Source organism: Amycolatopsis sp. NPDC057786 (assembly GCF_042797905.1).
Classification (GTDB): Bacteria; Actinomycetota; Actinomycetes; order Mycobacteriales; family Pseudonocardiaceae; genus Amycolatopsis.
Genome location: NZ_JBHVKW010000089.1, coordinates 1 through 26,597, shown reverse-complemented (window position 1 = coordinate 26,597; position 26,597 = coordinate 1). Strand labels below are relative to the sequence as shown.

At 68.1% G+C, this 26,597-nt stretch carries 30 protein-coding genes; 9 read left to right on the top strand and 21 right to left on the bottom strand.

From position 1 onward, the window contains the following. The first annotated feature begins 103 nt into the window (after positions 1–103). The 4 genes from ACFVM3_RS32720 to ACFVM3_RS32705 all read left to right on the top strand — a co-directional run bounded on the left by ACFVM3_RS32720 (position 104) and on the right by ACFVM3_RS32705 (position 3,018). On the top strand, positions 104–730 hold the full coding sequence (locus ACFVM3_RS32720) for a LysE family translocator (protein ID WP_378443770.1): 627 nt from the start codon (positions 104–106) through the stop codon (positions 728–730). Further along, positions 727–1,347 (top strand): LysE family translocator, encoded by a 621-nt coding sequence (locus ACFVM3_RS32715; protein ID WP_378443769.1) that lies wholly within the window; start codon positions 727–729, stop codon positions 1,345–1,347. The genes ACFVM3_RS32720 and ACFVM3_RS32715 overlap by 4 nt, the downstream gene beginning before the upstream one ends. A gap of 61 nt (positions 1,348–1,408) precedes the next feature. Continuing rightward, on the top strand, positions 1,409–2,068 hold the full coding sequence (locus ACFVM3_RS32710) for an LPXTG cell wall anchor domain-containing protein (protein ID WP_378443768.1): 660 nt from the start codon (positions 1,409–1,411) through the stop codon (positions 2,066–2,068). A 77-nt stretch (positions 2,069–2,145) separates the two neighbouring features. Next, positions 2,146–3,018, top strand: a complete 873-nt coding sequence (locus ACFVM3_RS32705; protein WP_378443767.1) for a trypsin-like serine protease — start codon at positions 2,146–2,148, stop codon at positions 3,016–3,018. Here the strand turns inward: ACFVM3_RS32705 and murA are convergent, their stop codons facing one another. After that, positions 3,019–4,293 carry a UDP-N-acetylglucosamine 1-carboxyvinyltransferase gene (gene murA, locus ACFVM3_RS32700; protein ID WP_192743220.1) on the bottom strand — a complete coding sequence of 425 codons (1,275 nt, stop codon included), beginning with the start codon at positions 4,291–4,293 and terminating at the stop codon, positions 3,019–3,021. 61 nt (positions 4,294–4,354) lie between these two features. On the opposite strand from murA, the gene ACFVM3_RS32695 reads away from it, so the two are divergent. Then, a complete protein-coding gene (locus ACFVM3_RS32695; RefSeq protein ID WP_378443766.1) occupies positions 4,355–4,927 on the top strand; it encodes a cob(I)yrinic acid a,c-diamide adenosyltransferase in 573 nt (190 codons plus the stop codon). A gap of 80 nt (positions 4,928–5,007) precedes the next feature. Here the strand turns inward: ACFVM3_RS32695 and ACFVM3_RS32690 are convergent, their stop codons facing one another. From ACFVM3_RS32690 to ACFVM3_RS32605, 18 genes are all read right to left on the bottom strand, one after another. Then, complete coding sequence (locus ACFVM3_RS32690; RefSeq protein ID WP_233598867.1) at positions 5,008–5,160, bottom strand: hypothetical protein; 153 nt, start codon at positions 5,158–5,160, stop codon at positions 5,008–5,010. A 90-nt stretch (positions 5,161–5,250) separates the two neighbouring features. Further along, a complete protein-coding gene (gene aroA / locus ACFVM3_RS32685) occupies positions 5,251–6,486 on the bottom strand; it encodes a 3-phosphoshikimate 1-carboxyvinyltransferase (protein ID WP_378443765.1) in 1,236 nt (411 codons plus the stop codon). A gap of 96 nt (positions 6,487–6,582) precedes the next feature. Next, on the bottom strand, positions 6,583–7,017 hold the full coding sequence (locus tag ACFVM3_RS32680; protein WP_039915170.1) for a DUF2550 domain-containing protein: 435 nt from the start codon (positions 7,015–7,017) through the stop codon (positions 6,583–6,585). A 25-nt stretch (positions 7,018–7,042) separates the two neighbouring features. After that, entirely contained in the window at positions 7,043–7,408 is a 366-nt protein-coding gene (locus ACFVM3_RS32675; RefSeq protein WP_034309272.1) for a F0F1 ATP synthase subunit epsilon, read from the bottom strand. Positions 7,409–7,522: 114 nt separating this feature from the next. Further along, a complete protein-coding gene (gene atpD, locus ACFVM3_RS32670; protein ID WP_125673800.1) occupies positions 7,523–8,947 on the bottom strand; it encodes a F0F1 ATP synthase subunit beta in 1,425 nt (474 codons plus the stop codon). After that, the gene (locus tag ACFVM3_RS32665; RefSeq protein WP_378443764.1) at positions 8,947–9,885 is read right to left on the bottom strand and encodes a F0F1 ATP synthase subunit gamma; all 939 of its coding nucleotides are present in this window, start codon (positions 9,883–9,885) and stop codon (positions 8,947–8,949) included. The genes atpD and ACFVM3_RS32665 overlap by 1 nt, the downstream gene beginning before the upstream one ends. A gap of 11 nt (positions 9,886–9,896) precedes the next feature. Then, on the bottom strand, positions 9,897–11,534 hold the full coding sequence (atpA, locus tag ACFVM3_RS32660) for a F0F1 ATP synthase subunit alpha (protein WP_378443763.1): 1,638 nt from the start codon (positions 11,532–11,534) through the stop codon (positions 9,897–9,899). Between the two features lie 53 nt (positions 11,535–11,587). Continuing rightward, the gene (locus ACFVM3_RS32655) at positions 11,588–12,409 is read right to left on the bottom strand and encodes a F0F1 ATP synthase subunit delta (RefSeq protein ID WP_378443762.1); all 822 of its coding nucleotides are present in this window, start codon (positions 12,407–12,409) and stop codon (positions 11,588–11,590) included. A gap of 6 nt (positions 12,410–12,415) precedes the next feature. Next, positions 12,416–12,973 carry a F0F1 ATP synthase subunit B gene (locus tag ACFVM3_RS32650; RefSeq protein WP_378443761.1) on the bottom strand — a complete coding sequence of 186 codons (558 nt, stop codon included), beginning with the start codon at positions 12,971–12,973 and terminating at the stop codon, positions 12,416–12,418. 33 nt (positions 12,974–13,006) lie between these two features. Beyond that, on the bottom strand, positions 13,007–13,261 hold the full coding sequence (locus ACFVM3_RS32645) for an ATP F0F1 synthase subunit C (RefSeq protein WP_063277150.1): 255 nt from the start codon (positions 13,259–13,261) through the stop codon (positions 13,007–13,009). A gap of 61 nt (positions 13,262–13,322) precedes the next feature. Further along, positions 13,323–14,120 (bottom strand): F0F1 ATP synthase subunit A, encoded by a 798-nt coding sequence (gene atpB, locus ACFVM3_RS32640; RefSeq protein ID WP_378443760.1) that lies wholly within the window; start codon positions 14,118–14,120, stop codon positions 13,323–13,325. A 378-nt stretch (positions 14,121–14,498) separates the two neighbouring features. Continuing rightward, entirely contained in the window at positions 14,499–14,954 is a 456-nt protein-coding gene (locus ACFVM3_RS32635) for a hypothetical protein (RefSeq protein WP_063277148.1), read from the bottom strand. Between the two features lie 56 nt (positions 14,955–15,010). Further along, positions 15,011–16,162, bottom strand: coding sequence for a glycosyltransferase family 4 protein (locus ACFVM3_RS32630; protein ID WP_219148842.1), 1,152 nt, complete (start codon positions 16,160–16,162; stop codon positions 15,011–15,013). Positions 16,163–16,235: 73 nt separating this feature from the next. After that, a complete protein-coding gene (locus ACFVM3_RS32625) occupies positions 16,236–16,886 on the bottom strand; it encodes an L-threonylcarbamoyladenylate synthase (RefSeq protein ID WP_192743229.1) in 651 nt (216 codons plus the stop codon). 121 nt (positions 16,887–17,007) lie between these two features. After that, complete coding sequence (locus ACFVM3_RS32620; RefSeq protein ID WP_378443759.1) at positions 17,008–18,993, bottom strand: M6 family metalloprotease domain-containing protein; 1,986 nt, start codon at positions 18,991–18,993, stop codon at positions 17,008–17,010. A 143-nt stretch (positions 18,994–19,136) separates the two neighbouring features. Next, positions 19,137–20,003 (bottom strand): peptide chain release factor N(5)-glutamine methyltransferase, encoded by an 867-nt coding sequence (gene prmC / locus ACFVM3_RS32615; protein WP_034308966.1) that lies wholly within the window; start codon positions 20,001–20,003, stop codon positions 19,137–19,139. Positions 20,004–20,087: 84 nt separating this feature from the next. Next, positions 20,088–20,636: an HD family hydrolase gene (locus tag ACFVM3_RS32610; RefSeq protein WP_378443758.1), complete on the bottom strand. Its 549-nt coding sequence runs from the start codon at positions 20,634–20,636 to the stop codon at positions 20,088–20,090. Positions 20,637–20,643: 7 nt separating this feature from the next. Then, the gene (locus ACFVM3_RS32605) at positions 20,644–20,991 is read right to left on the bottom strand and encodes a MerR family transcriptional regulator (protein WP_378443757.1); all 348 of its coding nucleotides are present in this window, start codon (positions 20,989–20,991) and stop codon (positions 20,644–20,646) included. Positions 20,992–21,050: 59 nt separating this feature from the next. Here ACFVM3_RS32605 and ACFVM3_RS32600 point away from each other — a divergent pair, with 59 nt between their 5' ends. The 3 genes from ACFVM3_RS32600 (at position 21,051) to ACFVM3_RS32590 (ending at position 24,323) form a co-directional block, all read left to right on the top strand. Beyond that, complete coding sequence (locus tag ACFVM3_RS32600; protein ID WP_378443756.1) at positions 21,051–21,836, top strand: alpha/beta fold hydrolase; 786 nt, start codon at positions 21,051–21,053, stop codon at positions 21,834–21,836. Between the two features lie 31 nt (positions 21,837–21,867). After that, complete coding sequence (locus ACFVM3_RS32595) at positions 21,868–23,304, top strand: hypothetical protein (RefSeq protein WP_378443755.1); 1,437 nt, start codon at positions 21,868–21,870, stop codon at positions 23,302–23,304. A gap of 281 nt (positions 23,305–23,585) precedes the next feature. Further along, positions 23,586–24,323: a hypothetical protein gene (locus ACFVM3_RS32590; protein WP_378443754.1), complete on the top strand. Its 738-nt coding sequence runs from the start codon at positions 23,586–23,588 to the stop codon at positions 24,321–24,323. A 6-nt stretch (positions 24,324–24,329) separates the two neighbouring features. Here the strand turns inward: ACFVM3_RS32590 and prfA are convergent, their stop codons facing one another. Then, positions 24,330–25,400, bottom strand: coding sequence for a peptide chain release factor 1 (gene prfA / locus ACFVM3_RS32585; protein ID WP_378443753.1), 1,071 nt, complete (start codon positions 25,398–25,400; stop codon positions 24,330–24,332). An 82-nt stretch (positions 25,401–25,482) separates the two neighbouring features. Continuing rightward, the gene (rpmE, locus tag ACFVM3_RS32580) at positions 25,483–25,710 is read right to left on the bottom strand and encodes a 50S ribosomal protein L31 (RefSeq protein WP_007028345.1); all 228 of its coding nucleotides are present in this window, start codon (positions 25,708–25,710) and stop codon (positions 25,483–25,485) included. A 222-nt stretch (positions 25,711–25,932) separates the two neighbouring features. Here rpmE and ACFVM3_RS32575 point away from each other — a divergent pair, with 222 nt between their 5' ends. Next, positions 25,933–26,478 (top strand): CHAP domain-containing protein, encoded by a 546-nt coding sequence (locus tag ACFVM3_RS32575; RefSeq protein WP_378443752.1) that lies wholly within the window; start codon positions 25,933–25,935, stop codon positions 26,476–26,478. Positions 26,479–26,597 lie beyond the last annotated feature (119 nt).

Here is a 26,597-nt window from a genome sequence, read left to right as displayed (position 1 = left end):
GCCACTCACGACCCACCCGGGCCCACGCCCACCTCGGCCATGCCCTGGACTGTGACCGAAATCCGCGAGACTCACCCGTGCCCGGCGTCTAGCGTGGGTGACCGTGACGTGGAGTTCGTACAGCAGCTATCTGGTCATCGTCGTCCTGATCGTCCTCGCGCCGGGGCCGGACACGATGGTGATGCTCAAGAACTCGCTCTCCGGCGGCACCCGCGGCGGTTTCCTCACCACGGCCGGGATCTTCGTGGCCAACGCCGTCCAGGGCACCGCCGCCGCGCTCGGTCTCGGCGTCGTCATCGCGCAGTCGCAGCCGGTGTTCATGACGCTCAAATGGGTCGGTGCCGCCTACCTGGTCTTCCTCGGTTTCCAGGCGCTGCGCGGCGCGTGGCGAGGCGACTACTCCGGCGTCGCGGCGGTGAAGCAGCAACGGTCGAGCGGATTCCGCCGCTTCCGTGAGGGCTTCCTTTCCAACATCACCAACCCGAAGGTCCTCGTGCTCTACCTGTCGGTGCTGCCGCAGTTCCTCGATCCGGCGACGACGTCAGCATGGCACGCGCTGCTGCTCGCTTACACCGTCGCGGTACTGGGCGCGGTCTGGCTGCTGACGCTGTTGTTCTTCGTGCACCGCGTGCGGGCCTGGCTGGAACGCCGCAGGGTCCGGCGCGCACTCGACGGCGTCACCGGCACCGCGCTGGTCGGGTTCGGCGCGGCTTTGGTGTTCGAATCATGACCTGGGGTGCCTACGGCGGTTTCGCGCTGATGATGCTGGCGCTGGCGCTCGTTCCCGGCCCGGACAACATGGTGGTGCTGAAGAACGCACTGTCCGGCGGTGTCCGCGGTGGCGGCTGGGCCTGTTTCGGCATCGGCGTCGCGAACCTCGCGCAGGCGACCGCGGCGGCGCTCGGCCTCGGCGCGGTCATCATGAACTCGCGGCCGGTGTTCGAGGCCGTGAAATGGGCGGGCGCGGCCTACCTCTGCTACCTCGGCGTCCGGGCCCTGATCGGCGCCTTCCGCGGCGACTACGGCCGTCTCGCCGAGACCGCCGCCGCCCGGAGCGGGTTCCGCCGCTGGCGCGAGGGTTTCCTCTCCAACTTCACCAATCCGAAGGTCCTCGTGCTGTACCTGTCGGTACTGCCGCAGTTCCTGACCCCGGGCGTAACCGGCACCGGCGACGCCCTGCTGCTGGCGTACACGATCGCGGCGGCGGGCACCATCGCCCAGCTTCTGCTGCTGTTCTTCGTACACCGCGTGCGGGCCTGGCTGGAACGCCGCAAGGTCCGGCGCGCACTCGACGGCGTCACCGGCACCGCGCTGGTCGGGTTCGGCGCGGCTCTCGTGTTCGAGTAACCCCTTCGGTCGTTTACGCGATACTCCGGATGTCGCAATGGCGCGACCTTAGGAGGCTTCGATGAACAAGAAGACCTACGGCGTTCTGGCCGGAGCCGCCTTCTCCCTCCTTCTTCTCGGCACGGCCCCCGCCGACGCCGGCGAGCGCGGCAACGGCGGTACTCCGCCGGGACGCGCCCAGGACACCACCAAACCGCAGCCTCCGTCCAAAGCGGACTTCTCCGGGCACGGCGCCAACAAGCACGGGCCCTATGACTCCACCCGCGACGGTGCGCCGTCGGCCAACGGCAACGGCGGCGGTGAAGCCGCCGGGAAGCCTTGCGCCGGCTGCGTCGGCAAGGCCGACAACAAGAACCCGCCCGGACAGCTGCCAGGAGGCTCGGACGCCAACGCGGGTTACGAATGCGACCGCAACCACGGCGTCGGGCGCGGCAACCCCGCGCACACCGCCTGTGTGCCGGACCGGACACCGCCCGCCACGAACCCGCCTGCCGAGACTCCCCCACGCGGGGGACCGCAGGGCGAAGTCGTTCGTCCCGCGGTCGTGCCGGTGGCGGCCCCCGCCGCGGCCGCCGCACCTCGCGCCGTCAGCGCGGTCGCGAGTCCCCCGTCGCTGGCCAAGACCGGTTTCGATCTCGAGCCCGTACTGCTGACCGGGCTGGGTTCGCTGGCCGCTGGTGCCGCGCTGTACGCGGGGACCCGGCGGCGCAGGGACGCGTGACTACTTTCGGCGGATGACTTTCGGGCGTCCACCACGTTGAATCCCGACTCCTGAAGCACGAGACGAGGAGGCCGTTCGTGAGGTTCACCCCCGCCGTCACCGTCGCGGCGATGGCAGCCGCCCTGCTGCTGGGCAGCGCCACCGCCGCGCCGGCGATCAACTCCTACAACGCCACGCCCGCACCCGAGCGCACGGAGGTCGGCGCCCTCGTCGCGACCTGGGACAACGACGGCGACCCCGCCACACCCGACCGGGTCGACTGGGTGTGCTCCGGCACGATGGTCGACGCCGACACCTTCCTCACCGCCGCGCACTGCACCAGCGATTGGCCCGCCAACGTGCGGTTCTTCGTCTCGCTCGACCAGGACGTGCAAGCGGGTCTCGACGCGGCGGCGAACAAGTACCCCGGCGACCCGGCGGCGATCGCCAAGGCCGTCGCCGTGGAAGGGGTCGCGCACAACGAGCCCGGCTACCCCGGCAACTCGGCCGACTCGCACGACATCGCCGTCGTCCAGGTGCCCGCGAAGCAGATCGCCGCACGCTGGAGCTTCACTCCGGCCACGTTGCCGAGCGCCGGCCAGCTCGACGCGCTCGGGCCGCAGGGGCTGAACTCGACGCCGTTCGTGGTCGCCGGCTACGGCACGCAGGAAGCCGTGAACGGGCCGGGCGGGCACACCCATCCGGGCGGCGGAGTCCGGATGAAGGCACCGGTCACCTTCAACGCGCTGAACAACACCTGGGTACGGCTCGGGATGACGGCACCCCAGGGCAACGGCGGCGCCTGTTACGGCGACTCCGGCGGACCGAACTTCGCCACCATCGGCGGCAAGCGCGTCCTGGTGTCGACGACCATCACCGGCGACGGGCCCTGCTACGCCACCAACGTCACCTACCGGCTGGACTCGCCGTCGTCGCGTGACTTCCTCGCGCCGTTCGTCGCCCTGCCCTGATCACGCCCGGTCCGGCTCGCCCGCCACGCGCTCGATCCTGGCGCCGAGCCGGTTCAGGTTCTCCACGAAGTGCGGGTAACCGCGGTCGATGTGGAAGACGTCCCAGACCTCGGTGACGCCGTCCGCGCAGAGCCCGGCCAGGACCAGCCCGGCGCCGGCACGGATGTCCGCGGCCCACACCGGAGCGCTCGACAGCTTCTCCACGCCCCGCACGACGGCGTGGTGGCCGTCGGTGCGCGCGTCGCCGGAAAGCCGCATCATCTCTTCGATGAACCGGAACCGGGCCTCGTAGATGTTCTCCGTGATCATCGACGTGCCTTCGGAGACCGCGGACAGCGCGACGGCGAACGGCTGCAGGTCGGTCGCGAAACCGGGGTACGGCAGCGTCACCCAGTCGACGGCCTTCGGGCGCTCGTTCTGGACGATGCGGAACCCTTCGCCGTCGAACGTCTCGACCTCGGCGCCCGCCAGGCGGAGCTTGTCGAGCACCAGGTCGAGGTAGTGCGGGTTGACGCCGCGGACGGTCAGGTCGCCCCTGGTCATCGCGGCGGCGAACGCCCAGGTCGCGCCGACGATCCGGTCGCCGATCACGCGGTGCTCGGTGGGGTGCAGCTTCTCGACGCCCTCGACGGTGAGGGTCGAGGTGCCCGCGCCTTCGACCTTCGCGCCCATCTCGGTCAGCATCGTGCAGATGTCGACGATCTCGGGCTCGCGCGCGGCGTTGTCGATGACCGTGGTGCCCTCGGCGAGCACGGCGGCCATCAGGATGTTCTCGGTGGCGCCGACACTCGGGAAGTCCAGCCAGATCTGCGCGCCGCGCAGCCCGTCGGCCTTCGCCACGACGCAGCCGTGCTCGATGGTGCTGGTGGCGCCCAGCTTCCGCAGGCCGTTCTGGTGCATGTCCAGCGGACGGGAACCGATGGCGTCGCCGCCCGGAAGCGCCACGACGGCCTGCTTGAGCCGCCCGACCAGCGGGCCCAGCACGCACACCGACGCGCGCAGCTTGCCCATCGCGGCCGAATCGGCCCGGTGCGACAGCTCGGCCGGGGTGGTGATCTTGGCGGTGTCGCCGTCGATGACGACGTCGCAGCCGACACTGCGCAGGACGTCGCCCATCAGCGGGACGTCCAGGATCTGGGGGCAGTTCGTGATGGTCGTCGTACCCTCGGCCAGCAGGGCCGCGGCCATCAGTTTCAGGACGCTGTTCTTGGCCCCGACCACGTCGACCTCGCCGACCAGCCGAGCTCCGCCGTGCACGTCGAAGTGCTCGCTCATGGGCGCCAATCATGCCCTCTCGCCCGGATTTGCCTTACGCCGGGCCGGTAGAGTCGGCTCCATGGTCGTACGCATCAACCGCGTGTACACGAAGGTCGGCGACAACGGCACCACGGCGCTCGGCGACGGCTCCCGCGTGCCGAAGACGTCGCCACGGCTGGGCGCGTACGCCGACGTCGACGAAACCAACTCCGTCATCGGGCTCGCGCTCGCGATGGGTGGTCTCCCCGAGGAAATCACGCAGGTGCTGCGTGCGGTGCAGAACGATCTCTTCGACGTCGGCGCGGACCTGTGCGCGCCGATCGTGGAGAACCCGCCGTACGAGCCGCTGCGGATCACCGAGCGGTACATCGAGCGGCTGGAAGGCTGGTGCGACGAGTTCAACGAGCGTGTGCCGAAGCTGACGTCGTTCATCCTGCCGGGCGGCACCCCGGGGGCGGCGTTCCTGCATCAGGCCCGCACGGTCACGCGGCGGGCGGAGCGCTCCGGCTGGGCGCTTTTCGAGGCCGAGCAGGCCGCGACGAACCAGCTGGCGATCAAGTACTTGAACCGGCTCTCGGACCTGCTGTTCATCCTGTCGCGGCTGGCGAACCCGGACGGCGACATCCTGTGGCAGCCGGGCGGGGCGAGCTGAAGGACGCTTTCACCGCGTAAGACTCGCTGAAGGACGCTTTCACCGCATCCGATGCGGTGAAAGCGTCCTTCAGCTCATGTTCAGCCCTGTTCCTGTGCTGCCCAATAGCGCTCGAGGTCGACTTCGGGCGTTCCGTCCTTACCCGGGTCGATCGCCTTCATCGTGATCGTGTCCTCCAGGGACACGGACTCGGGAAGGTGGCTCCAGCGGTTCGCGTCCTCGCTCTGAGTCATAGGCCGAGAATAGACGGGGATCACGTCGGGAACGCGGTAGAAATGCCGCTTCGTGATGATCCCATGTTTCCGCGAGCCGCCTTCAGAGGACTAAATGCCCCAGGAACCCCGCAGCGAAGCGAGAGCGTCGTGGAATCCCGGGAACGTCTTCTTCACGCAACCCGGGTCGTCCAGCGTGATCCCCGGCGTCCGCAGTCCCGTGACGCTGAACGCCATCGCGATCCGGTGGTCCCGTCGACACTTCACCAGCGACCCCGTCGGCACGCCCGGCTGGATCTCGATCCAGTCCCGCCCCGTCTCGACCGAGACGCCCATCGCGCGCAGGTTCTCTTCGCACGCCGCGAGCCGGTCGCATTCCTTGATCCGCGTGTTGTAGACGTCCTCGATCCGCACCGGCCCGTCCGCGAACGGCGCGATGGCCGCGAGCGTCGGCACGGTGTCGGAGATGTCGCGCATGTTCACCGTGACGCCGCGCAGCCCGCCCGTCCCGGTCACGGTCACGGCGTCCGGGCCCACCTCGACGTCCGCGCCCATCTGCCGCAGGACCTCGACGAAGGCCAGATCTCCTTGCAGAGCACCGTCACCCAGGCCCGGCACGGTCACCGAGTTGCCGGTGAGCGCGGCGGCCGCGAAGAAGTAGCTGGACGTCGATGCGTCGGGCTCGATCTCGTAGCGGCAAGCCCGGTACGGCGTGGGCGGCACGACGAACGTGTCGCCGTCCCGGACGACCTCGACGCCGAAGCGCCGCATCATCGCGATGGTGATCTCGACGTAGGGCACCGAAACGAGGTCCGTCACGGTGATCCGCAGGCCCTCCTTGGTCAGCGGCCCGACCAGCAGCAACGCGGTCAGGAACTGGGACGACAGCCCCGCGTCCAGCGTCAGCTCCCCACCCTTGATCCCGTCGGCCCGCACGACGAGCGGATGGTGCCCCGGCGAGCCTTCGAAGGCCAGGTCGACGCCCAGCTCCTGCAACGCGTCGGTCAGCGGCCCCAGCGGCCGGGCGCGCATCTGCTCGGAGGCGTCGAAGCGGAAGGTGCCGTGCCCGGCGGCGGCCAGCGCGGGCAGGAAACGCGCGGTGGTGGCACCGTCGCGGCAGAAGACGTCGGCGCTGGCGGCGGCGGGGCCCTCGGGCCTACCGGAAATGGTCCACTCCGACTCGGAGCGCGAGACCTGGTAGCCGAGCTTGAGAAGGCCTTCGGCGAAGCCCTCGGAGTCATCCGAACGCAGCGGCCTCCCCAGCACGGTCGTCCCGTGGGCGGCGGCCGCGAGGAACAGGCCTCGGGCGGTGATCGACTTCGAACCGGGGATGTCGACGATGGTCACGGCGTGAGCATACGGCGTGCTCGAACGGCGAACTCGCGTGATCAGAGAGCGAACTCGCGTGATTGAACGGCGAACTCGCGTGATCGGGGGCGTAACTCAGGAAGCGCGCGGGAGACGGCGGCCCGGCGGGGCCGACTCCAGCCAGGACAGGAAGCCGGTGAGGGCACCGGGACCCATCGCGATCTCGATCGCCTCCTGCGTGGCGGACTCACACCGCAGGACGATCGAACCTTCAGGGACGGCGTACGCCTCCGTGCCGGAGGGATCGCGCCGGTCCGCGATCTCCATACTCGCCCGCTGGAAGACCCGGTCCGGGCCGGTCCGCAGGCTCCACACCCGGAACCAGACGAACTCGTCGCCCTCGTAGCGGCCCAGCCCCAGATGCCAGCTGGACCGCGCCTCGTCCGGACGCCACCGCAGGGCGACACTCACGCCACCACCGCGGCGCATCCGGACCCACCGCAACGAATACCAGGCCACGACGACGGCCAGGATGGTCAGGGCCCCGAGAACACCCACGGCGATTTCCACGGCCCGGCCCCTGTCCTTCGCCCGGTCAGACTGACTGACCGGCCGCGCGGAGCTGGGCGGTCGCCCTGGCCCGCTCTTGCTCGTCTTCGCCGGTCAGCGCCTTCTTGGCCGCGTCGACGTCGATCTCGTGCGAAAGCTCCGCGCTCTCCGCGAGGATGCTCACGCCGGTCGCGGTGACCGACAGGAACCCGCCGTGCACCGCGGCGGTCACGGTCTCGCCGTCCGTGGTCGTCACCTTGACGACGCCACCCTCGACGAGCTGGCCGAGAACCGGCTCGTGACCGGCCATGATGCCGATCTCGCCCTCGGTGGTCTGCGCCACCACGAACGTGGCGGTACCGGACCACAGACGGCGCTCGACGGCTACCAGCTCGACAGAAATCTCAGCCACGTAGCTTCCCTTCACCTCAGGTGCTGGCACCGAGTGTAATAGTCAACGATCCCGCTATGCGAACGACGGGACCAGCGTCCACAGTAGACACTGATCCCGCCGCTCATCGGAACATCACTTCTTGGTGATTTCCTTGTACTTCTTCTCGAGGTCTTCGAGGCCACCGATACCCAGGAACGCCTGCTCCGGGTAGTGGTCGAAGTCGCCCTTGGTGATGCGGTCGAAGGACTCGATGGTCTCCGACAGCGGCACGGTCGAGCCCGGCTGACCGGTGAAGGCCTCGGCGACCAGCATGTTCTGCGACAGGAACCGCTCGATGCGGCGCGCGCGCTGAACGGTCAGCTTGTCCTCTTCCGACAGCTCGTCCATACCGAGGATCGCGATGATGTCCTGCAGTTCCTTGTACTTCTGCAGGATCCGGATGACCTCGGAGGCCACGCGGTAGTGGTCCTCACCGACGATGGCCGGGTCGAGAATGGTCGACGTCGACGCCAGCGGGTCCACCGCCGGGAAGATGCCCTTCTGGAACACGCCACGGGAAAGCTCCGTGGTGGCGTCCAGGTGGGCGAACGTCGTCGCCGGGGCCGGGTCGGTGTAGTCGTCCGCGGGGACGTAGATCGCCTGCATCGAGGTGATCGAACGACCACGGGTCGAGGTGATCCGCTCCTGGAGCTGACCCATCTCGTCGGCCAGCGTCGGCTGGTAACCCACGGCCGAAGGCATACGGCCCAGCAGGGTCGACACCTCGGAACCGGCCTGGGTGAACCGGAAGATGTTGTCGATGAAGAGCAGCACGTCCTGGTTCTGCACATCGCGGAAGTACTCCGCCATGGTCAGCGCGGACAGCGCGACCCGCATACGGGTGCCCGGCGGCTCGTCCATCTGACCGAAGACGAGGGCGGTGTCGTTGATGACGCCGTCCTCGGACATCTCCAGGAAGAGGTCGTTGCCCTCACGGGTGCGCTCGCCGACACCGGCGAACACCGAGGTACCACCGAAGTTCCGGGCGACACGGGTGATCATCTCCTTGATGAGCACCGTCTTGCCGACGCCGGCACCGCCGAACAGGCCGATCTTGCCACCCTGCACGTACGGGGTCAGCAGGTCGACGACCTTGAGGCCGGTCTCCAGCATCTCCGTCTTGCCTTCGAGCTGGTCGAAGGAGGGCGGGTTGCGGTGGATGCCCCAGCGCTCGAGGTCATCGCCGTAGCCCGGCTCGTCCAGGCACTCGCCGAGCGCGTTGTAGACGTGGCCCTTGACCTTGTCGCCCACCGGCACCGTGATGGGGCCGCCGGTGTCGGTGACCTCGGCGCCACGGACGAGGCCGTCCTGCGGCTGGAGCGAAATGGTGCGGACGAGGTTGTCACCGAGGTGGCTGGCGACCTCGAGCGTCACCGTCTTGCGCAGCTGCTCGAACTCGATTTCGACCTTGAGCGCGTTGAACTGGTCGGGAACGGAACCGCGCGGGAATTCGACGTCGACGACCGGGCCGGTCACCGAGACGATGCGCCCCTTGGCACGGGCTTCAGTACTGGTCATCAGTCATCACTTCCTGCTGCGGTGAGAGCGTTCGCCCCACCGACGATTTCGGAGATCTCCTGGGTGATCTGCGCCTGGCGGGCCTGGTTCGCCTCCCGCGTCAGCGTGTTCACCAGTTCGTTCGCGTTGTCCGACGCCGCCTTCATCGCGGTACGGCGGGCCGCGAGTTCGGACGCCGCCGACTCGAGCATCGCCGCGAAGAGCCGCGTGTTGATGTACTTCGGCAGCAACGCGGCGAGCAGCTTCTCGGCGCTGGGCTCGAACTCGTAGCTCGGGAGCAGGCTGTCGGGCTTCTCCTCTTCGCCCTCGGTGTACTCGACCTCGAGCGGCGCGACGCGCTTGGCGACGGGACGCTGGGTGAGCATCGAGACGAACTCGGTGTAGACGACGTGGATCTCGTCGACACCCAGGATGCCGTCGGCGTTGCCCGACTCGTCGTCGGCGCCGTTCAGGAACGACTCGACGATGAGCTCACCGGCCTCCGCGGCGTTGACGTAACCGGGCTGGTCGGAGAATCCCGTCCAGCTTTCGGCCACCTCACGCCCGCGGAACTTGTAGAAGCTCAGGCCCTTGTTGCCGGTCACGTACAGCACCGGCTCCTTGCCCTGCTCACGCAGCAGCGTGAGGAGCTCCTCGGTCGCCTTCAGCACGTTGGAGTTGTACCCACCGCACTGACCCTTGTCGCTGGTGATCACGAGGACCGCCGCGCGCTTCGGGTTCGGACGCTCGACCAGCAACGGGTGGTCGAGGTTCGCCGAGGCTCCGGCCAGGGCCGAGAGCACGTTCGTGATCTCGTCCGAGTACGGCCGGGAAGCCGCGACCTTCGCCCGCGCCTTGGTGATGCGCGCGGTGGCGATGAGCTCCATCGCCTTGGTGATCTTGCCGATGGACTTGGTCGCCTTGATACGCGACCGGAGTTCTCGGAGTTGTGCGGCCATGAGCTATCAGCTCACTTCTTCGGGGCGGGCTTGTTGACCTTGACGGTCTCCTGCCCGACCTTCTCGGCGTCCATCGCGTCGGAGACCTCGACCAGGCTCTTGCCCTCGGAGGTGGTGAACTCCTTCTTGAACTCGTTCACCGCGTCGACCAGCCCTTCGGCGGTCTCCTTGGAGAACTTGCCCGACTCGCGGATGTCCTTGAGGAGCTCTCCGTGCTTGCGACGCGCGGAGTCGACGAACTCGTCGCGGAAGCGGCGCACGTCCTCGGTCGGAACGGTGTCGAAGTGACCGTTCGTGCCGAGGTACACCGTGACGACCTGCTCCTCGACCGGGATCGGCGAGTACTGCGGCTGCTTGAGCACCTCGTACAGACGGGCACCACGCTCGAGCTGCGCCTTCGACGCGTCGTCGAGGTCCGAAGCGAAGGCCGCGAAGGCCTCCAGCTCGCGGTACTGCGACAGGTCGATACGGAGCGAACCCGAAACGTCCTTCATCGCCTTGACCTGCGCGGCACCACCCACGCGGGAGACCGAGATACCCACGTCGATGGCCGGGCGCTGACCGGCGTTGAAGAGGTCCGACTGGAAGAAGCACTGACCGTCGGTGATCGAAATGACGTTCGTCGGAATGTAGGCCGACACGTCGTTCGCCTTGGTCTCGATGATCGGGAGACCGGTCAGCGAGCCCGCGCCCAGCTCGTCCGAGAGCTTCGCGCACCGCTCGAGGAGACGGGAGTGCAAGTAGAAGACGTCGCCGGGGAAGGCTTCACGGCCCGGCGGGCGACGCAGCAGCAGCGAGATCGCGCGGTAGGCGTCGGCCTGCTTGGTCAGGTCGTCGAACACGATCAGGACGTGCTTGCCCTCGTACATCCAGTGCTGGCCGATGGCCGAGCCGGTGTACGGCGCGATCCACTTGAAGCCGGCGGAGTCCGACGCGGGGGCCGCGACGATGGTGGTGTACTCCATCGCGCCGGCGTCCTCGAGGGACTTCTTCACCGCGGCGATCGTGGAGCCCTTCTGGCCGACCGCGACGTAGATGCAGCGGACCTGCTTCTTCGGGTCGCCGGACTCCCAGTTGGCCTTCTGGTTGATGATCGTGTCCACCGCGACGGCCGTCTTACCGGTCTTGCGGTCACCGATGATCAGCTGACGCTGGCCACGGCCGATCGGGGTCATCGCGTCGATGGCGGTGATACCGGTCTGCAGCGGCTCCGACACCGGCTGGCGCTCGACCACCGAAGCGGCCTTGACCTCCAGCGGGCGGCGGCCGGTGGTCTCGATCTCGCCGAGGCCGTCGATCGGGGCGCCCAGCGGGTTCACGACCCGGCCGAGGTAGCCCTCGCCGACCGGAACCGAGAGGACCTGACCGGTCCGCTTGACTTCCTGGCCTTCGACGACGGTCTCGAAGTCACCGAGGATCGCGGCACCGATGGAACGCGCGTCCAGGTTCAGCGCCACGCCGAGGACCCCACCGGGGAACTCGAGCAGTTCGTTGGCCATCGCCGAGGGAAGCCCCTCGACGTGGGCGATACCGTCACCGGCGTCGATGACGACGCCAACTTCTTCCCGGCTCACGTCCGGGGCGTAACTCGAGACGTAGTTCTCGATCGCGCTACGGATCTCATCCGAGGAGATCGTCAGCTCCGCCATTTCAATCCCGCTCTCGCTTCGTTCGTGCCAGTGTGCAAAGTCGTTGTTGTGGGTCAGCCGGCCAGGCGGCGACGCAGGGCGTCGATACGCCCCGCGGTGCTGCCGTCGATGACCTCGTCGCCGACGCGGACGACCAGTCCGCCGCCCAGTGACGGGTCGACCTCGACGTGCAGCGCGAGCTGCCGCCCGTAAAGGGCGTTGAGCTTCTCGCTCAGCCGAGCGTGCTGCTCGTCGGACAGCGCGCTCGCGCTGGTCACCTGGGCGACCGAGCGCTGACGGCGTTCCGCGGCCAGCTGGACCAGCCGCTCGAGGGCGTTGGCGACCCCGCGGCCCTTGGCGCGCAGGACGACCTGCTCGACGAGGGTCTTGGTGACCACGTCCACCTTGTCGGCGAACAGGGTGCGGACGAGGGTCCGCTTCGCCTCGGCGGGAGCGGTCAGGTCGGCCAGGGCCTGTTCGAGCTCCGGTGCACCCGCAACGATACGAGTGACCCGGAACAACTGGTCTTCGACAGCGTCGATGTTCCCGGACTTCTCCGCACTGGTGAGCAGCGCCGAGCGGCCGAGGGCCTCGAGCCCGTCGGTCAGTTCGCGCGGGCTCGACCAGCGGCTGCCCGCCACGGAGTCGAGCACCTGCAGGGCCGGCTCGGAAACCTTGCCCGCGAGGATCCCGCGGGCGAGGCCGATCCGGGCTTCGGGCGTGGCCGAACCGTCGGCGACGGCCCGGCGCAGGCCGATCTCCCGGTCCAGCAGGGCGACGACCGAAAGCAGCTCGTCGCCGACCGTCGCCGGGTCGGTACCCGCGGCGGCCAGAACCTCGCCGAGACGCTTCTCGGCGAGGTCGAGCGCTTCACGGCTCGCAGCATGCAGCGTCATTCTGGTCTACTTTCCCGCTCCGTTGGAGGCGCCCGCGGTCTCCAGCTCGGCAAGGAACCGGTCCACGGTGCCGTGACGGCGCGCGTCGTCCGCGAGCGACTCGCCGACGATGCGGCTGGCCAGCTCGACGGAGTTGCGGCCGAGTTCGGCGCGCAGCTCGGCGATGATCTGCGCCTTCTGGGCCTGCAGCTGAGCCTGGCCCTGGGCGACGATGCGCTGGGACTCGGACTCCGCCTCGGCCCGCAGCTCCGCCTTGATCTGCTCGGCTTCGAGCCGGGCGTCGTCGCGGATCTTCGCGGCCTCGGAACGGGCTTCCGCCAGCTGCGCCTTGTACTGCGCAAGGTTTTCTTCGGCTTCGGCCTGAGCCTTCTCGGCCCGCTCGATGCCACCCTCGATCAGCTTGGTCCGCTCCTCGTAAGCCGTCTCGAAACGCGGGACGACGTACTTCTTCAGAACGAACAGCAGCAGAAGGAAGGCGATGAACCCGAGGATGAGCTCGGGAACGTGCGGCACGATCGGGTTGGGCGCCTCTTCGGCGGCCAACACCAATTCGGTCTTCAGCACAACGTCTCCTTAAGCGATGAGCGGAACTCAGCCCTAGGCGGAGGCGAGGAAGTAGATGACGATACCGATCAGCGCGAGCACCTCGGTCAGCACGAAGGTCGAGAAGGCGATGCCCTGGAGCTTGCCCTGGGCCTCCGGCTGACGGGCGGTTCCGTTGATGACCGCGGCGAAGATGAGACCCACACCGATACCGGGGCCGATCGCGCCCAGGCCGTAACCGATGGCGGCAAGACCCTTGTTGATGCTGACGGCCTCGGTGGCGGCCTGCGCAAGAACGATGTTGCTCACGTGCGTTTCCCTTCAAACTCGGTCCGCGCGACTCACGCGGATCGGGGGCTTTTGGTGTTTCTCAGTGCTCCGACGCCAGCGCGGCGCCGATGTACCCTGCGGACAGCAGCGCGAAGATGTACGCCTGCAGGATCTGGATGAAGGCCTCCAGGAACGTCATCGCGATGGCGAAGAGGAACGCCACCGGCGACGCGACCTTCACGATGCCTTCGCCCTCGGTCAGCAGGAAACTCCCGCCGAGCGTGAAGACCATGATGATGAGGTGCCCGGCGAACATCGCCGCGAAGACTCGGATGGCCAGAGTGGCCGGTGCGATGAAGAACTTCTGCGCGAACTCGATGGTGGAGTACAGCGGCAGAACGAATCCGGGAATACCCGCCGGAGCCAGTTCCTTCTTGAGGTAACCCTTGAATCCGTGGCGCTTGAACCCGACGTAGTGGTACACCGGGTAAACGACAAGGAACGCGAGGGCGACCGGGAAGCCGATTCGGGCCATGGTCGGGAACTGGAAGAACGGGATGATCCCGAACAGGTTGTTCACCAGCACGAAGCTGAACAGCCCCAGGATCAGCGGAATGAACGGCTTGAAGTCGGCCGATCCGATCTGCTCACGCGCGATGTTGTTGCGGCCGAAGTTGTAAATGCTTTCGGCGATGAACTGTCCCTTGCCGGGGACGACCTTGAGGCGGCGCGACGTCACCATGAAGTAGGTGACGATGATGATCAGGGAGATGATCACCAGCAGCATCGGCTTGGTGAAGCTCAACCAATAGCCGGAACCGAACAACGGCGGCAGGTTGAAGTCTTTGACACCAGGCGGCGCGAACTCCGCACCCTCGGCTAGTACCAGCGCGCCCACTGGGCTCCTTCCGGTTCTCCCGGCCGGCGTTCACTCCGCCGGGGGAATCGTCACGATCTGGACTTAACGTACCCGACACGTATCGGGCCGTCGGAGGCGGCCACCCCACGATGTGCTGAACACGGCTTCACGTTCCGCACACGAGGATTCTCGATGCAGTGCTCCCGGGAGACAGACGCCTACCAGCGGGTAAGAGGGACGATTCAACGCCGTCGCCACACTGCTGTTCGGGGTTCGTCATCAGGAGCCGGCGACCGAGGCCGCCGCCCATACGCGGACCATATCAGGGGGTACCGGCGGGCCGTACAGGCGTACTACATTGCCCCCGATCGGCCGAGGACCTAGGTCCCACCCCAGGTCAGGACCTCGGTCCCGCGCTCAGCGGGAAGCGGGGATGATCGTCGGGATCTTGGTCTTGCGGAAGGCGGCGAACTCCACCGCGGCGGCCACGAGGATCGCGACGATCATGGTGACGCCCAAGGCCATCGGGTGGATCGAGCTCACTCCGCGCAGCAGCGTCAGCGCCCCGAACAGGAGGACGATCTTGAGCACGTAACCACCGAGAGCGATCACCATCACGAACATCGGGTCCATGCCGGCGCTGAAGCGCATCAGGCCCAGCGTCGCGAGGGCGGACACGATGGCGAGCACGCCACCGACGACCGAGCCGAGCAGGCCCGGGAGTCCATTGAGGATGGTGAACACCACGATGCAGATCAGCACCGCGGGCGGAACCAGCTTCAGGGAAGCCTTCGTCATCGCGTTGGCCGCCTGCAGGACCACCTTGGCGTGAGGGTTCTCCTCCGCCTCGACGGTCTTCTCGGTCTCGCTCACAGAAAACTCCCTGGTCGTCTCAGCCCGCCAGTGTAGGCCCGCGCCGATGCGGCCGTTCAGACGGTCCGGTTCCGGGACCGCAGCCTCGGCACGATCGACACCAGGGTCGCCAGCAGGAAACCGAACCCGACGATCCAGAAGACCGCGGCACTGTCGAACAGCGTGACCGAAACGGCGCCGAACGCGAGCAGGCCCGCCCACAAGTAGATGAGCAGTACCGCGCGGCGCTGGGAGTGGCCGATCTCCAGCAGGCGGTGGTGCAGGTGCATCTTGTCCGCGGCGAACGGGCTCTCGCCGCGACGGGTGCGGCGGATGACCGCCATGATCAGGTCGAGCATCGGCACGAACAGCACCGCGGCGACCACGACGAGCGGCGAGAGCAGCGCGAGGGCGTCCTTACCGCTGAACTGCGGATAGGGCACGCGGCCCGACGCGGACGTCGTCGCACCCGCCAGCATGAGGCCGATCATCATCGAACCCGAGTCGCCCATGAAGATCTTCGCGGGCTGGAAGTTGTACGGCAGGAACCCCAGACAGGCCCCGGCGAGCGTGGCGGCGATGAGGGCGGGCGGGTACGCGCCGACGTCACCACCCGAGGAGTCGAGCAGGCCGAGGGAGAAGGAGCACGTCGCCGCGGCGGCGATGAAGCCGAGGCCTCCGGCGAGCCCGTCGAGGCCGTCGACGAAGTTCATCGCGTTGACCATGACGACCACCAGCACGACGGTCAGCAGCGCGCCCTGGTTCTTGTCCAGCACCAGCACCTGGCCGAACGACTCGCCACCGCCGCCCCACGGCACCCAGAACGACACCCACTGCACCCCGAAGATCACCAGGATCCCGGCGCACATGACCTGGCCCGCCAGTTTCGTCCAGGCGTCCAGCTCGAACCGGTCGTCGAGGGCACCGATCAGGGAGATCACGCCCGCGGCGAGCAGGACGCCCAGCGAATCGAAGGAGAAGTCGAAGCCGCGGCTCAGCGCGGGCAGCTGGTGCGCGAGCCCCATCGCGGCGGCGACACCGAGGAAGATGCCGATACCGCCCATCCGCGGGATCGGGGTGACGTGGACGTCGCGGGCCCGCGGGTTGGCGATCGCGCCGATCCGGATGGCGACCCGGCGCACGACGCCGGTGAGCAGGAAGGTCACGGCCGCCGCGGTGAGGGCGACGAGGATGTACTCCCGGATCGGGAGGCCTTGCGTAGGAGGCATGATGCGTTACGCCACCGAGGTCCAAGTCACTCGAACACGCTACCGCGCCAGGGGGATACGGCGGCCAACGGTCCTAGGCCAGTGACTCCGCGGGCACGCCCAGTACTTCCGCGACGGCGGCCCGGCTGACCGCGCCCTCCCGCAGGATGACCGGGTCGTCGCCGGTGAGGTCGACCATCGTGGACGGAACGGGCTCGCCGGTGGATCCGCCGTCGAGGTACACCGCGACGCTGTCGCCGAGCTGGTCGACGGCCTCCTGCGCGGTGGAGGCGGGCGGCTGCCCGGAGACGTTGGCGCTGGAGACCGCCATCGGGCCGACGTCCCGCAGCAGTTCCAGCGCGACCGGGTGCAGCGGCATGCGCAGCATCACCGTTCCGCGTGACTGCCCCAGATCCCACTGCAGACTCGGCGCGTGCGGCAGGACGATGGAGAGGTCGCCGGGCCAGAACGCCTCCATGAGCGCGCGGGCCTGCGGCGGCGTGCCGAGCACGAGTCCGTCCACAGTGGACCAGGAGCCGACCAGGACGCCGACCGGCATGTCCGGGCCGCGGTTCTTGGCGCGGAGCAGGGACTGGACTGCGCCGCTGTCGAAGGCGTCCGCGCCGATGCCGTAGACCGTGTCGGTCGGGAGGACGACGAGACGGCTGGAACGCACCGCGCTCGCCGCCGCGGCGAGCCCGTCGGCCCGGGATTCATGCTTGCTGCAGTCGTACACCGCGCTCATGGCGCCTGAGCCTAGCGCTGTGGGTTCGCGGCCCGGATCTCACCTCCCAGGGGTGCTATGAAAGGTCCTTTACTTGCAAATTTTGCAAGTAAAGGACCTTTCATAGCGTCGGCCGCTCCCGTCAGAAGGCGAACGCGGTGCAGAACGACGTCGCCGTCTTCGCCGGATCCGCGATCGACGTCGCGGTCAACTTGACATGCGCGACGTGGTCACCGCCCGCGGCCCGTTTGGCGTGGGCCGTCGCTGAAGACCGCCCGCCGAACGGGACGGTGGACAGCTCGTTCGGCAGCCGCACCTCCCAGCCCTTCGCGTTGGTGGACGCGCTCAGGCGGTAGGTGTCGGTGTTGAACGGCGCCACGGCGCCCTTCGCGTCACCGGTGTTGAGCACCGGGAACGAGCAGCTGGCGAGACCCTGCTTGGCGAACGCCGGGGCCGACGGCCACAGCGAAACGCCCCTGGCCCGCGAGCCCGCGCCGTCGAGCGAAGCCACCGTGACGACGTAGGACAGCACGCCCTTGCGGTCGCGCTCGACGTCCGAGACGAGGAACTTCAGCCTGTTCGCCTCGTCGGTGTACTCGTACTTGCTCGCGGAACCGGTACCCGCCTTGAACGCCGCGTCGTTGAGCTGGCGGTAGTCGCCGATCGTGATCGGCACCGCGGTGCCGTCCGGTTTCTTGTAGTCGGTCATGCCGATGTCGGCCGGATTCGCGTCGACGATCCATTCGAACGGCGCGTTGTCCTGGTTCTTCGTCTTCGCGATGATGACCCCGGAATCGGGGGCGAAGGAATCGCTGCCCATCCGGTCGACGACCTCGACGGTGTAATTGTGGTATCCACCGCCGTCACAGAACGGATCCTTGGACCGGTCGCATTTCGGCGAAAGATCCCCGCCGGTCAGCGCGATGTTGATGCCGCTGTAGGCGCCCTGTCCGGGAAGGACCGAACGCGCCGTGACCCTCGCCGAAACCGGGCCGGTCGTGGCGAGCTGGTTCCGGTCGAGTTTGAGGACGTCCTCGGGATCGATGATGTCGAGCTTCATCTTGGTGCGCAGCATGTGGTGCGACCCCATCGAGCCACCCTGCGTCGCCGGGATCTGCCAGCGCGTGTGCGGGCCGCCGGGTCCGTTGAAGCTGCCGCGCGACATCATCTCCCATGGACCGGTGTAGGTCCTGGACAGCGGGGTGCCGAACGGGTTGTTGTAATTGTCGCCGATGCCGAGAATGTGGCTCAATTCGTGCGCGTAAACCGCCTGGCCCGAGCTTTCCGCCTGGGTCGAGGAACCGGTGACAGCGTTCGGCCAGATACTCGCCGCCGATTTCCACGACGTCCACGGAACGTACCGGGTGGACGCGGCGTTCGGCATTCCCGCGACACCGGGGCCGAATTCGTCGGGCACGTTCCCCGGCTCGCCGAACTTCATCACGCCGAATTCCTGCCAGGTCGCGCTCTCGTCCTGGCCGGCGGAAAGGTAGAAGATGAAGTCGAACTGCTTGGCGACGTCTCCCACGTCCGCCCGCCAGGCCGCGCCCGCGTCGGCACGCAGGTCACGCTTGCAGTTCGCGTCCGGTGGACAGGCGTCGGGCTGGAACTCCATGCCGTATTCGAAGGACTTTCCGGGCAGGCGATACGGTCCGAACGCGGTCAGTTCGACCCCCATCCTGCCGCCGGAGTCCTCCATCCAGTACTCGTTGATGGTGTGGCCGCGGTTGATGGCCTGCGGCTTGTTGAGGAAGTCCTGGTAGAACTTCGCGACGTTCGCGCGGGGGATGTTGCTGGCGGCGGGCCCGGGGTTGCCGAACACCGTCGAATGCGTCGGTTGCGTGACCGCGAACTCCTGATCGGGGTAGTCCGCGAGCACCACGGCGCCCTTGAACATCCGCTTCGTCGGCTTCAGCGCGGGATCGGCCCAGTTCGTGCCGGGCGGTTTGCGGTAGTCGTCCCACGTCATATGGTCCTGGTTCTCCCAGGTCGACCCGTCGATCGGGGCGGGCCAGCCTTGCACCGGTACCGCGGCGGACGCGGGTTGGGCGACCAGACCCGGCAGCAGCGCGACGGTGGCGAGGACGGCGAGTGTTCTGAGTGGGGCTCGTCGGAGAGACGATCGCATCGGGGTACACCTCCCAGTCGGACCGCCGAGGAGGCGGCCGTGATCGACGTTAGGAGGTGGGCTTTGCCGTGGGCACCGCCGGAAGTCGTGAGTCTCGCTAACTATCCCCCGAGTACCGCATCCAGAGGACTGAATGCGAGGGGTCAGGAGACCCGCAAGGCGGTGACGAACCGCGGCCGTCCGGCGAGATCGAGGTGGCCCTGGACGTCGGTCAGCACCCGTCGCGCCCGCACGAGCGCCGGGACGGCGGAGCCGTGCGTGTCGTCGTGCTCGATCGCCATCCCGCCGGTGGGCCGCAGCAGCCGCGCGGCCGCGGCGATCGCGTGCCGGATCACCGCCAGCCCGCTCTCCTCCGCGAACACCGCGCGCGGCGGGTCGTGCTCCGCGACCTCCGTCGGCACAGGCGTGCCTTCGGGAACGTACGGCGGGTTGCACAGGACCAGGTCGACGAGCCCGTCGAGTTCGGCGAACATCGTGCTGTCCGCGACATCGCCGGAGTACAGGCGGATGGGCGTGTCCCCCGCGTCGGCGTGGACGTCCGCGTTGTGCCGGGCCCACGCGAGCGCCTGCGCGTCGATGTCGACCGCGTAGACGACGGCGTCCGGCCGCGCGTGCTGCACGGCCAGCGCCAGCGCGCCCGATCCCGTGCACAGGTCGACCACGACCGGGTACTCGCGCCCGTGCAGCAGTTTGAGGCCCCATTCCAGGAGCAGTTCGGTCTCCGGCCGCGGGACGAACACCCCGGCGCCGACGTTGACCGTGATGTCGCCGAGCGCGGCCCAGCCGGTGAGGTACTGCAGCGGGATCCGTTTGGCCCGCTGGTTCACGAGCTGGCCGATCGCGTCGATGACGGGCGGGTCCACCAGCGGCACCATCGGCAGGCGGCCGCGTTCGACGCCGAGGACATGGGAGGCGATCAGTTCCGCGTCCGAACGCGGTGACGCCACACCGGCCTCGGTGAGGATGCGGGTCGCTTCCATGATGGCGAGGCGCAACGGCTGCCGGTTCACTGGTGTTCCTTCACAGAGTCAAGCCTGACACACGAGGCACGCGTGCCGGGGTCGATACACGCGGGCCCAGCGTATCGATTCCTTTCACCTCACCCGCCACGAGAGCGACGACAGCGTGAGCGCCGCTTCGGCCACACGCCGCGCGAGGTCGGTCTGAAGGCTCTTCGTCGCCGAAGCGATCCACTCGTCTACGTTCCGTACACCGACATCGCGGTATTCGACGGCCTGAAGCAACATCTCGAGCTTGTCCGCGTCGCGCGCGTAGAGCGCCTCCGGACTTTCCGCGGACTCGTACTCGTCGACGGCGCCACGCACCGAGTCACGCGCCGCGCCGGGAAGCGACGACGTCTGCGCGGCGGTGATCGCCCGCGGGTCCGGCTTCTCTACGAAACCCTTGATCGTGTGCGGAAGATCGCCGGTCCGCGTCTCCTGCGTGTCGTGCCAGAGCGCGAGGTACGCCGCCTTCGCCGGGTCGGCGCCGCCCTCGGCCGCGAGCAGCCCGGCCAGCTGCGCCACCCGCATGGTGTGCTCGGCGACCGATTCGGGATCGCGGACCCCCGCCTGCCACCATCCGGCCCGCCGGATCCGCTTGAGCACACCCAGTTCGAACCCGAATCTGGCCAGGGCTTCCACAGTTCTCCTACGCGTCGATGGTGAGATATCCGGCCAGTGTCCCGCGCCGCCGCCGGAGGGTGTCGATGCGGTCGTCCATTTCGGTCAGTTCGCGCCGGATCTCCGCGACGACCGTGGGGCACAGATCGAGTTCCGGCAATTCGCCGTTCGCGCACGGCAGCACCTTCGCGATGACCTGCGTGCTCAGCCCGGCCGCGAGGAGCGCGCGGATCTGCCGCACGGTGGTGACCGCGTCTTCGTCGAAGCTGCGATAGCAGTTGGAGTCGCGCCGCGAGACCAGCAGCCCCTGCTCCTCGTAGTAGCGCAGCAGCCGCTGGCTCACGCCGGTCCGCCGGGACAGCTCGCCGATCAGCATGTGACCCCCGTCATCCGAGTTTGACCTTCACATCGATGTCAATACCTAACGTCGCCGGCATGACCAATCATTTCGCGCACGTCGTCCGCGGTTCCGGTCCCGGCCTGTTGCTCGCCCACGGCGGTGGCGGCAGCGTCGAGGGCAACTTCGGGAGCATCCTCGACGACCTCGCCCGCACCCACACCGTCGTCGGCCCCGACTACCCCGGCTCCGGGGCGACGCCGCGCAGCACCGAGCCGCTGGACCTCGACGCCGTCGCGGACGAACTGGTCTCCATCGCCGTCGACGCCGGCCTCGAACGCTTCGCGATCCTCGGCTACTCGCTCGGCACCGGAGTCGCCGTCCGCGCGGCGACCCGGCACCCCGATCGGGTCACCGGGCTCATCCTGACCGCCGGGTTCACGAAACCGGACAACCGGCTCCTGCTGGCCGTCGACATCTGGCGCGAACTGCTGGGAGGCGACCGGAAGCTGCTGGCGAAGTTCCTCACCTTCGCCGCCACCGGTGAGAAGCACCTGAACGCACTGACACCCTCGGAACTCGAAGCCGCCATCGAAGGACTCGCCGGATTCATCCCGGAGGGCAGCCCCGAGCACGTGGGGCTGGTCGCGAACGTCGACACCCGCGCCGAACTGGCCGGGATCTCGGTCCCCACCCTCGTCGTCGCCACCTCGCTGGACGGCCTCGCCCCGCCCGCCCACTCCCGCGAACTCGCGGCCGGGATCCCCGGCGCCGAACTGGTCGAGATCGAGGCCGGGCACGGGATCGGTGTGGAAGCCCGCGACGAATGGCTCGGCGTGATCCGGAAGTTCCTCACCGGGGGTTTCAAGGAGGGTACGAGCTGAGCACCCTGCGGAATCTTCTAAGGTGACGCGGGTGAAGATCCGGGAACTCCGACTGACCCTTGGCGTATTCTTCGCGGCGCTCGGGGTGCTGCTCGTCCGTTTCCTGGTTCCTCGTCCGATCGGCATGGCGGACAACGGCGACGGCTGGCGCATCCTCTGCCAGCTCGGCGCCCGCGAGCTCGACAGGCCTTCGGAGTACTTCGTCCGCTTCTCCTACGGCTCCGCCCCGGCCTGCAACAGCGAGTACATCTCCAGCCAGAGCTGGATCGACAAGATCGCCAGCGAGATCGGGCAGCTGCTCGGCTCGTCCGCGATCCTGAACCTGCTGGTACTGGGCGTGCTGGGCTGCCTGCTGGTCGCGGGCGGGATCGCCGCGATCGTCGTCGGCCTGCGCCTCTCGGTCCGGAACAGCGTCATCGCCACGGTCGCGCTGCTGCTGGTCGCCGCGGACTCGGCCTTCTTCGGATATTTCGCCTCGGTGCTGAGCGAGGGCGCCGCCTTCGTCGGGATGCTCCTGCTAGCCGGCGGGTTGCTGCTCATGCACCGCACCGGACCGTGGCGCTACACCGGCGCCGCGGTCACCGTGCTCGGCGCGATGATCGGCATCAACGCGAAGTCGCAGACGCTCCTGCTGATCCCGCTGTTCGCGCTCGCGCTGCTGTTCGTCCGCCCGGCGGGCAGCCGCGGCCTCGCCCGGTGGGCCCTGCCGCTGGCGGTGCTCGCCGTCGTCGGCACGGGCACGGCCCTCGTGCAGGGGGCGGGCGACTCGGCGAACGCGGAGTACCGCGAGGCGAACATGTACCACGTCGTGTTCAACGGGATCGTGGACGGAAAGCACGACACCACCGCCGACCTCGCCGCACTGGGCCTCCCGCCCGAGTTCGCGAAGTACATCGGCACGGGCTGGTGGAGCGCGAACGCGGCCTGGCGCGACCCCGAGTACGCCCAGTACCGCGACAAGATCAGCCGCCGCAACGTCGCCCAGTACTACCTCGATCACCCGGGGCGCGTGGTCCAGATGCTGCACCGGTCCGCGCAGGAGACGCTGACCGCGCGGGTGCCGAACCTCGGCAGCTTCGGCGAACACGCCGGGCAGCCGCCGCTCGCCAAGGAGTACCGCGTCCCGGTGCTGTCCGGGATCACCGGCTGGATCGCGCCACTGGGGTTGTTCGCCTTGCTGCCGATCTGGCTGCTCATCGGCTGGGCCGGGCTCCGCGCCTTCCGCAACCGCACCGGGCGCCGCGACGTGGGCATCGTGGTGCTCATGCTCCTGCTGTTCGCGATGGGACAGTTCCTGGTCTCCGGCCTCGCCGAAGGCATCGAGAACATCAAGCACCAGCAGCTGACGATCTTCCCGACCCTGCTCGCCGCAGCCTTCGCCGCGCTTTCGTTCCTTCCGCGGCGCAACAACGAATCGGACGCCGAAAAGTACTCCGAGACCAGAGAAAAAGCCGCCGCGATCTCCTGAAACCCACGACATTCGGACAATTCGAGCCAGACTGATTCCGTTCCGGTCACCGAGGCATCCGCGCAGAGAACCGCGGAAACGCGGTACGCGGCATATTTCATAAAGCGCGTCGGCGAGTACGGCATGTCGATCTTCCGGGAATGCTTCTCCTGTTCACATCGACCTGCGTCCAAACGCGCGTGCCCCTGACACCCCCTTGCGGGACGGGTATCGTTCCATACGACGTTCAGCCCGCGTCGGGCTTGACAGACCTGCACTCGTGAAGGGCTCACGCGATAGTCATGGATCTCCGGGAAACGACGGTCGTCACGCGGATATCCGCGAATATCGAGACCGAGGACTTCGCCGCGGCCGCCGCGCTGGGCGAGCGTCTCATCGGCGAGTTCGACGCCACCGAGCTGGAGATCTGCCGGGCGGACCCCGAAGGCGGCTGGACTGGTTACCTGGTCTCGGTCGGCTATCGCACGCCTCCTGCCGACGGCGAAGATCCCGCCGAAACCCTGCATCGAGCCGCGGTGCCCGCGCTTTTCCACTTCGGCCTGAACGCGCAATTCTTCGAAATCCACGGCACGCCCGAGACCGGGCAATACGGAAGCTACGACGCCTACGACATCCGAGCGGACGGATTCACTCTCCATTCGCTGATGGCGTCCGTCGGCGGCACCGATCCCCGCGAGCCCGCGTACGTCACCAGGCACGATTTCACCCCGCGCGCCGAAACCGATGTGATTTCGCGGGTGCATCTCTACGTCCCCACCGGTGACCTGCGGCTGGCCGTGGACCTGTGTGGCCGCCCCGCGGCCGACCTATCGGCGTCGCTGGTCCGGATCAGCACGGACGCGGGTCCTTGCGAGGCGGTACTGTTGTCGGCTTTCCCCGCTCTGGCAGGGGAAAGCGGCGACGAGGCACTCGGCAGGGTCACGCACGAGGTGACCGACAGGCTTTCGCGCGTGAGCATGTCCGTCCGTGCGGTCCATACCGCGCTGGAGGACGATCCGTTCTACACCGAGCCGGGTTAGTTCGCCTCAGCCCGAGTGGGCGGCCAGCCGCTCTTCGCGGTCCGCGGTGATGAGCGCGTCCAGCACGCCATCGAGGTCGCCGTCGAGTACCTGGTCCAGGTTGTACGCCTTGTAGTTCACCCGGTGGTCGGCGATGCGGTTCTCGGCGAAGTTGTAGGTCCGGACCCGCTCGGAGCGGTCGACGGTGCGGACCTGCGAGCGGCGCGCGTCCGACGCCTTCGCGGCGGCCTCCTCCTCGGCGATCGCCTGGAGGCGGGCCTGCAGCACCTGCAGGGCGCGGGCGCGGTTCTGGATCTGCGACTTCTCGTTCTGGCACGAGACGACCACGCCGGTCGGGAGGTGCGTGATCCGCACGGCCGAGTCGGTCGTGTTCACGCTCTGGCCGCCGGGGCCGGACGAGCGGTAGACGTCGATCCGCAGGTCGTTCGGGTCGATCTCGACCTCGACGTCCTCGGGTTCGGGGTAGATGAGCACGCCGGACGCGGAGGTGTGGATGCGACCCTGCGATTCGGTGGCGGGCACGCGCTGCACGCGGTGCACCCCGCCCTCGAACTTCAGGCGCGCCCAGACACCGTCGGCCTCGGCGGAACGGCTCTTGATGGACACGGTGACGTCCTTGAAGCCACCGAGGTCCGAGTCGACCGAGTCGAGCACCTCGGCCTTCCAGCCGTGACGCTCGGCGTAGCGCAGGTACATGCGCAGGAGGTCGCCGGCGAACAGCGCCGATTCCTCGCCGCCTTCACCCGACTTGATCTCCATGACCACGTCGGAACCGTCGTACGGGTCGCGCGGCAGGAGCAGTTCGGTGAGCTTGGCCTCGAGCACGGGGATCTTGGCGGAGATCTCCTCGGCCTCGGCCGCGAAGGCCGAGTCTTCCGCCACCAGTTCCTTCGCCGTCTCGAGGTCTTCACGGGCGGTGTCGAGCTCGCGGACCGTCTTGACGACGGGGCTCAGCTCCGCGTACCGGCGGCCGAGCTTGCGAGCGCGCGCCTGGTCGGCGTGCACGGACGGGTCGGCCAGCTGCTCTTCCAGCTGGGCGTGCTCTTCGAGCAGACCCTTCAGCGAACTCGAATCCACCACTCCACCTCTCAACTGCCCGGATTAAGACCCATGAAAAACGGCGCCTACCCGGACATGCGGGTAGGCGCCGTCGTTCAAGCTACTTGGCGTCTTCGGCCTTCTTGCGCTTGCCGTAGCGAGCCTCGAAGCGCGCGACGCGGCCGCCGGTGTCCATGAGCTTCTGCTTGCCGGTGTAGAACGGGTGGCAGTTCGAGCAGATCTCGACGTGGAGGTTGCCGGAGGTCTTGGTGCTGCGCGTGGTGAATTCGTTGCCACAGTCACAGTTCACGTGCGTGACGACGTACTCGGGGTGAATACCGCTTTTCATGGTGTCCTCTCTCGTTGGCCCCGGGTCCCCGTGCGGGGTGAACCGGTGCCGGACTTCAGCGGATGATTTTGCCAGATGTGCTGGCAGTGGCGTCAACGCACCCCACCTCCGGCATATTCCATTACGTTGAGTCATCAAGCATCGACACCCAGTTGTACGAAATTTGTACTTGATCACGCGATGCTCTCCTTGTTGGTAATTCCTCAACAGGAGGTACTGATCATGCGCACCATCCTCGCCAAGGTGGCGAAGCCGGCCTCCGTCGCCGCGCTGGCCATCGCGGCCCTCGCCGTGGCTCCGGTCGCGGGGGCCGCTCCGGCCGCTCCCGAAACGGCCGCCACCATCACCGCCGCCGACATCAACCCGGCCGCGGGGACGTTCACCACCCTGTCCGACGGCGACCTGGCCATCCAGGGTGCAGGCGACGGCACGCCCGCCGGCGCCGTCCAGTGGTTCAAGAACCGCATGGGCTCCACCGCGTACCAGGGACTCTGCGAGAAGGCCGTCGAGAACGCGTACGGGACCACCGGCGTCTGGGCCTCGGCCAACGCGCACTGGAACGGCGCGAGCCCGAAGCACACGACCGGGACGCCCCCGAAGGGCTCCTTCGTGTACTGGAACATCAGCCAGTGGGGCCACGTCGGCATCGCCGACGGCGCCGGCGGGATCTACGCCACCAGCATCGGCGGCAAGATCGGCCACGCGTCGAGCGTGCACTACTTCAACAACTACCGCGGCTGGACTCCTGCGGCGGTTCCGCACCGCTGAGCCCTCGGGTCGCATGAGGGAGCCGAACCGAGGCAGGGGTTGCGAAAGTGGCTTTCGCAACGTCGCCCGATGCGCCCCGGGGTACATGAAGGCCCCCTTCCTTGCGTCCAGCGCAAGGA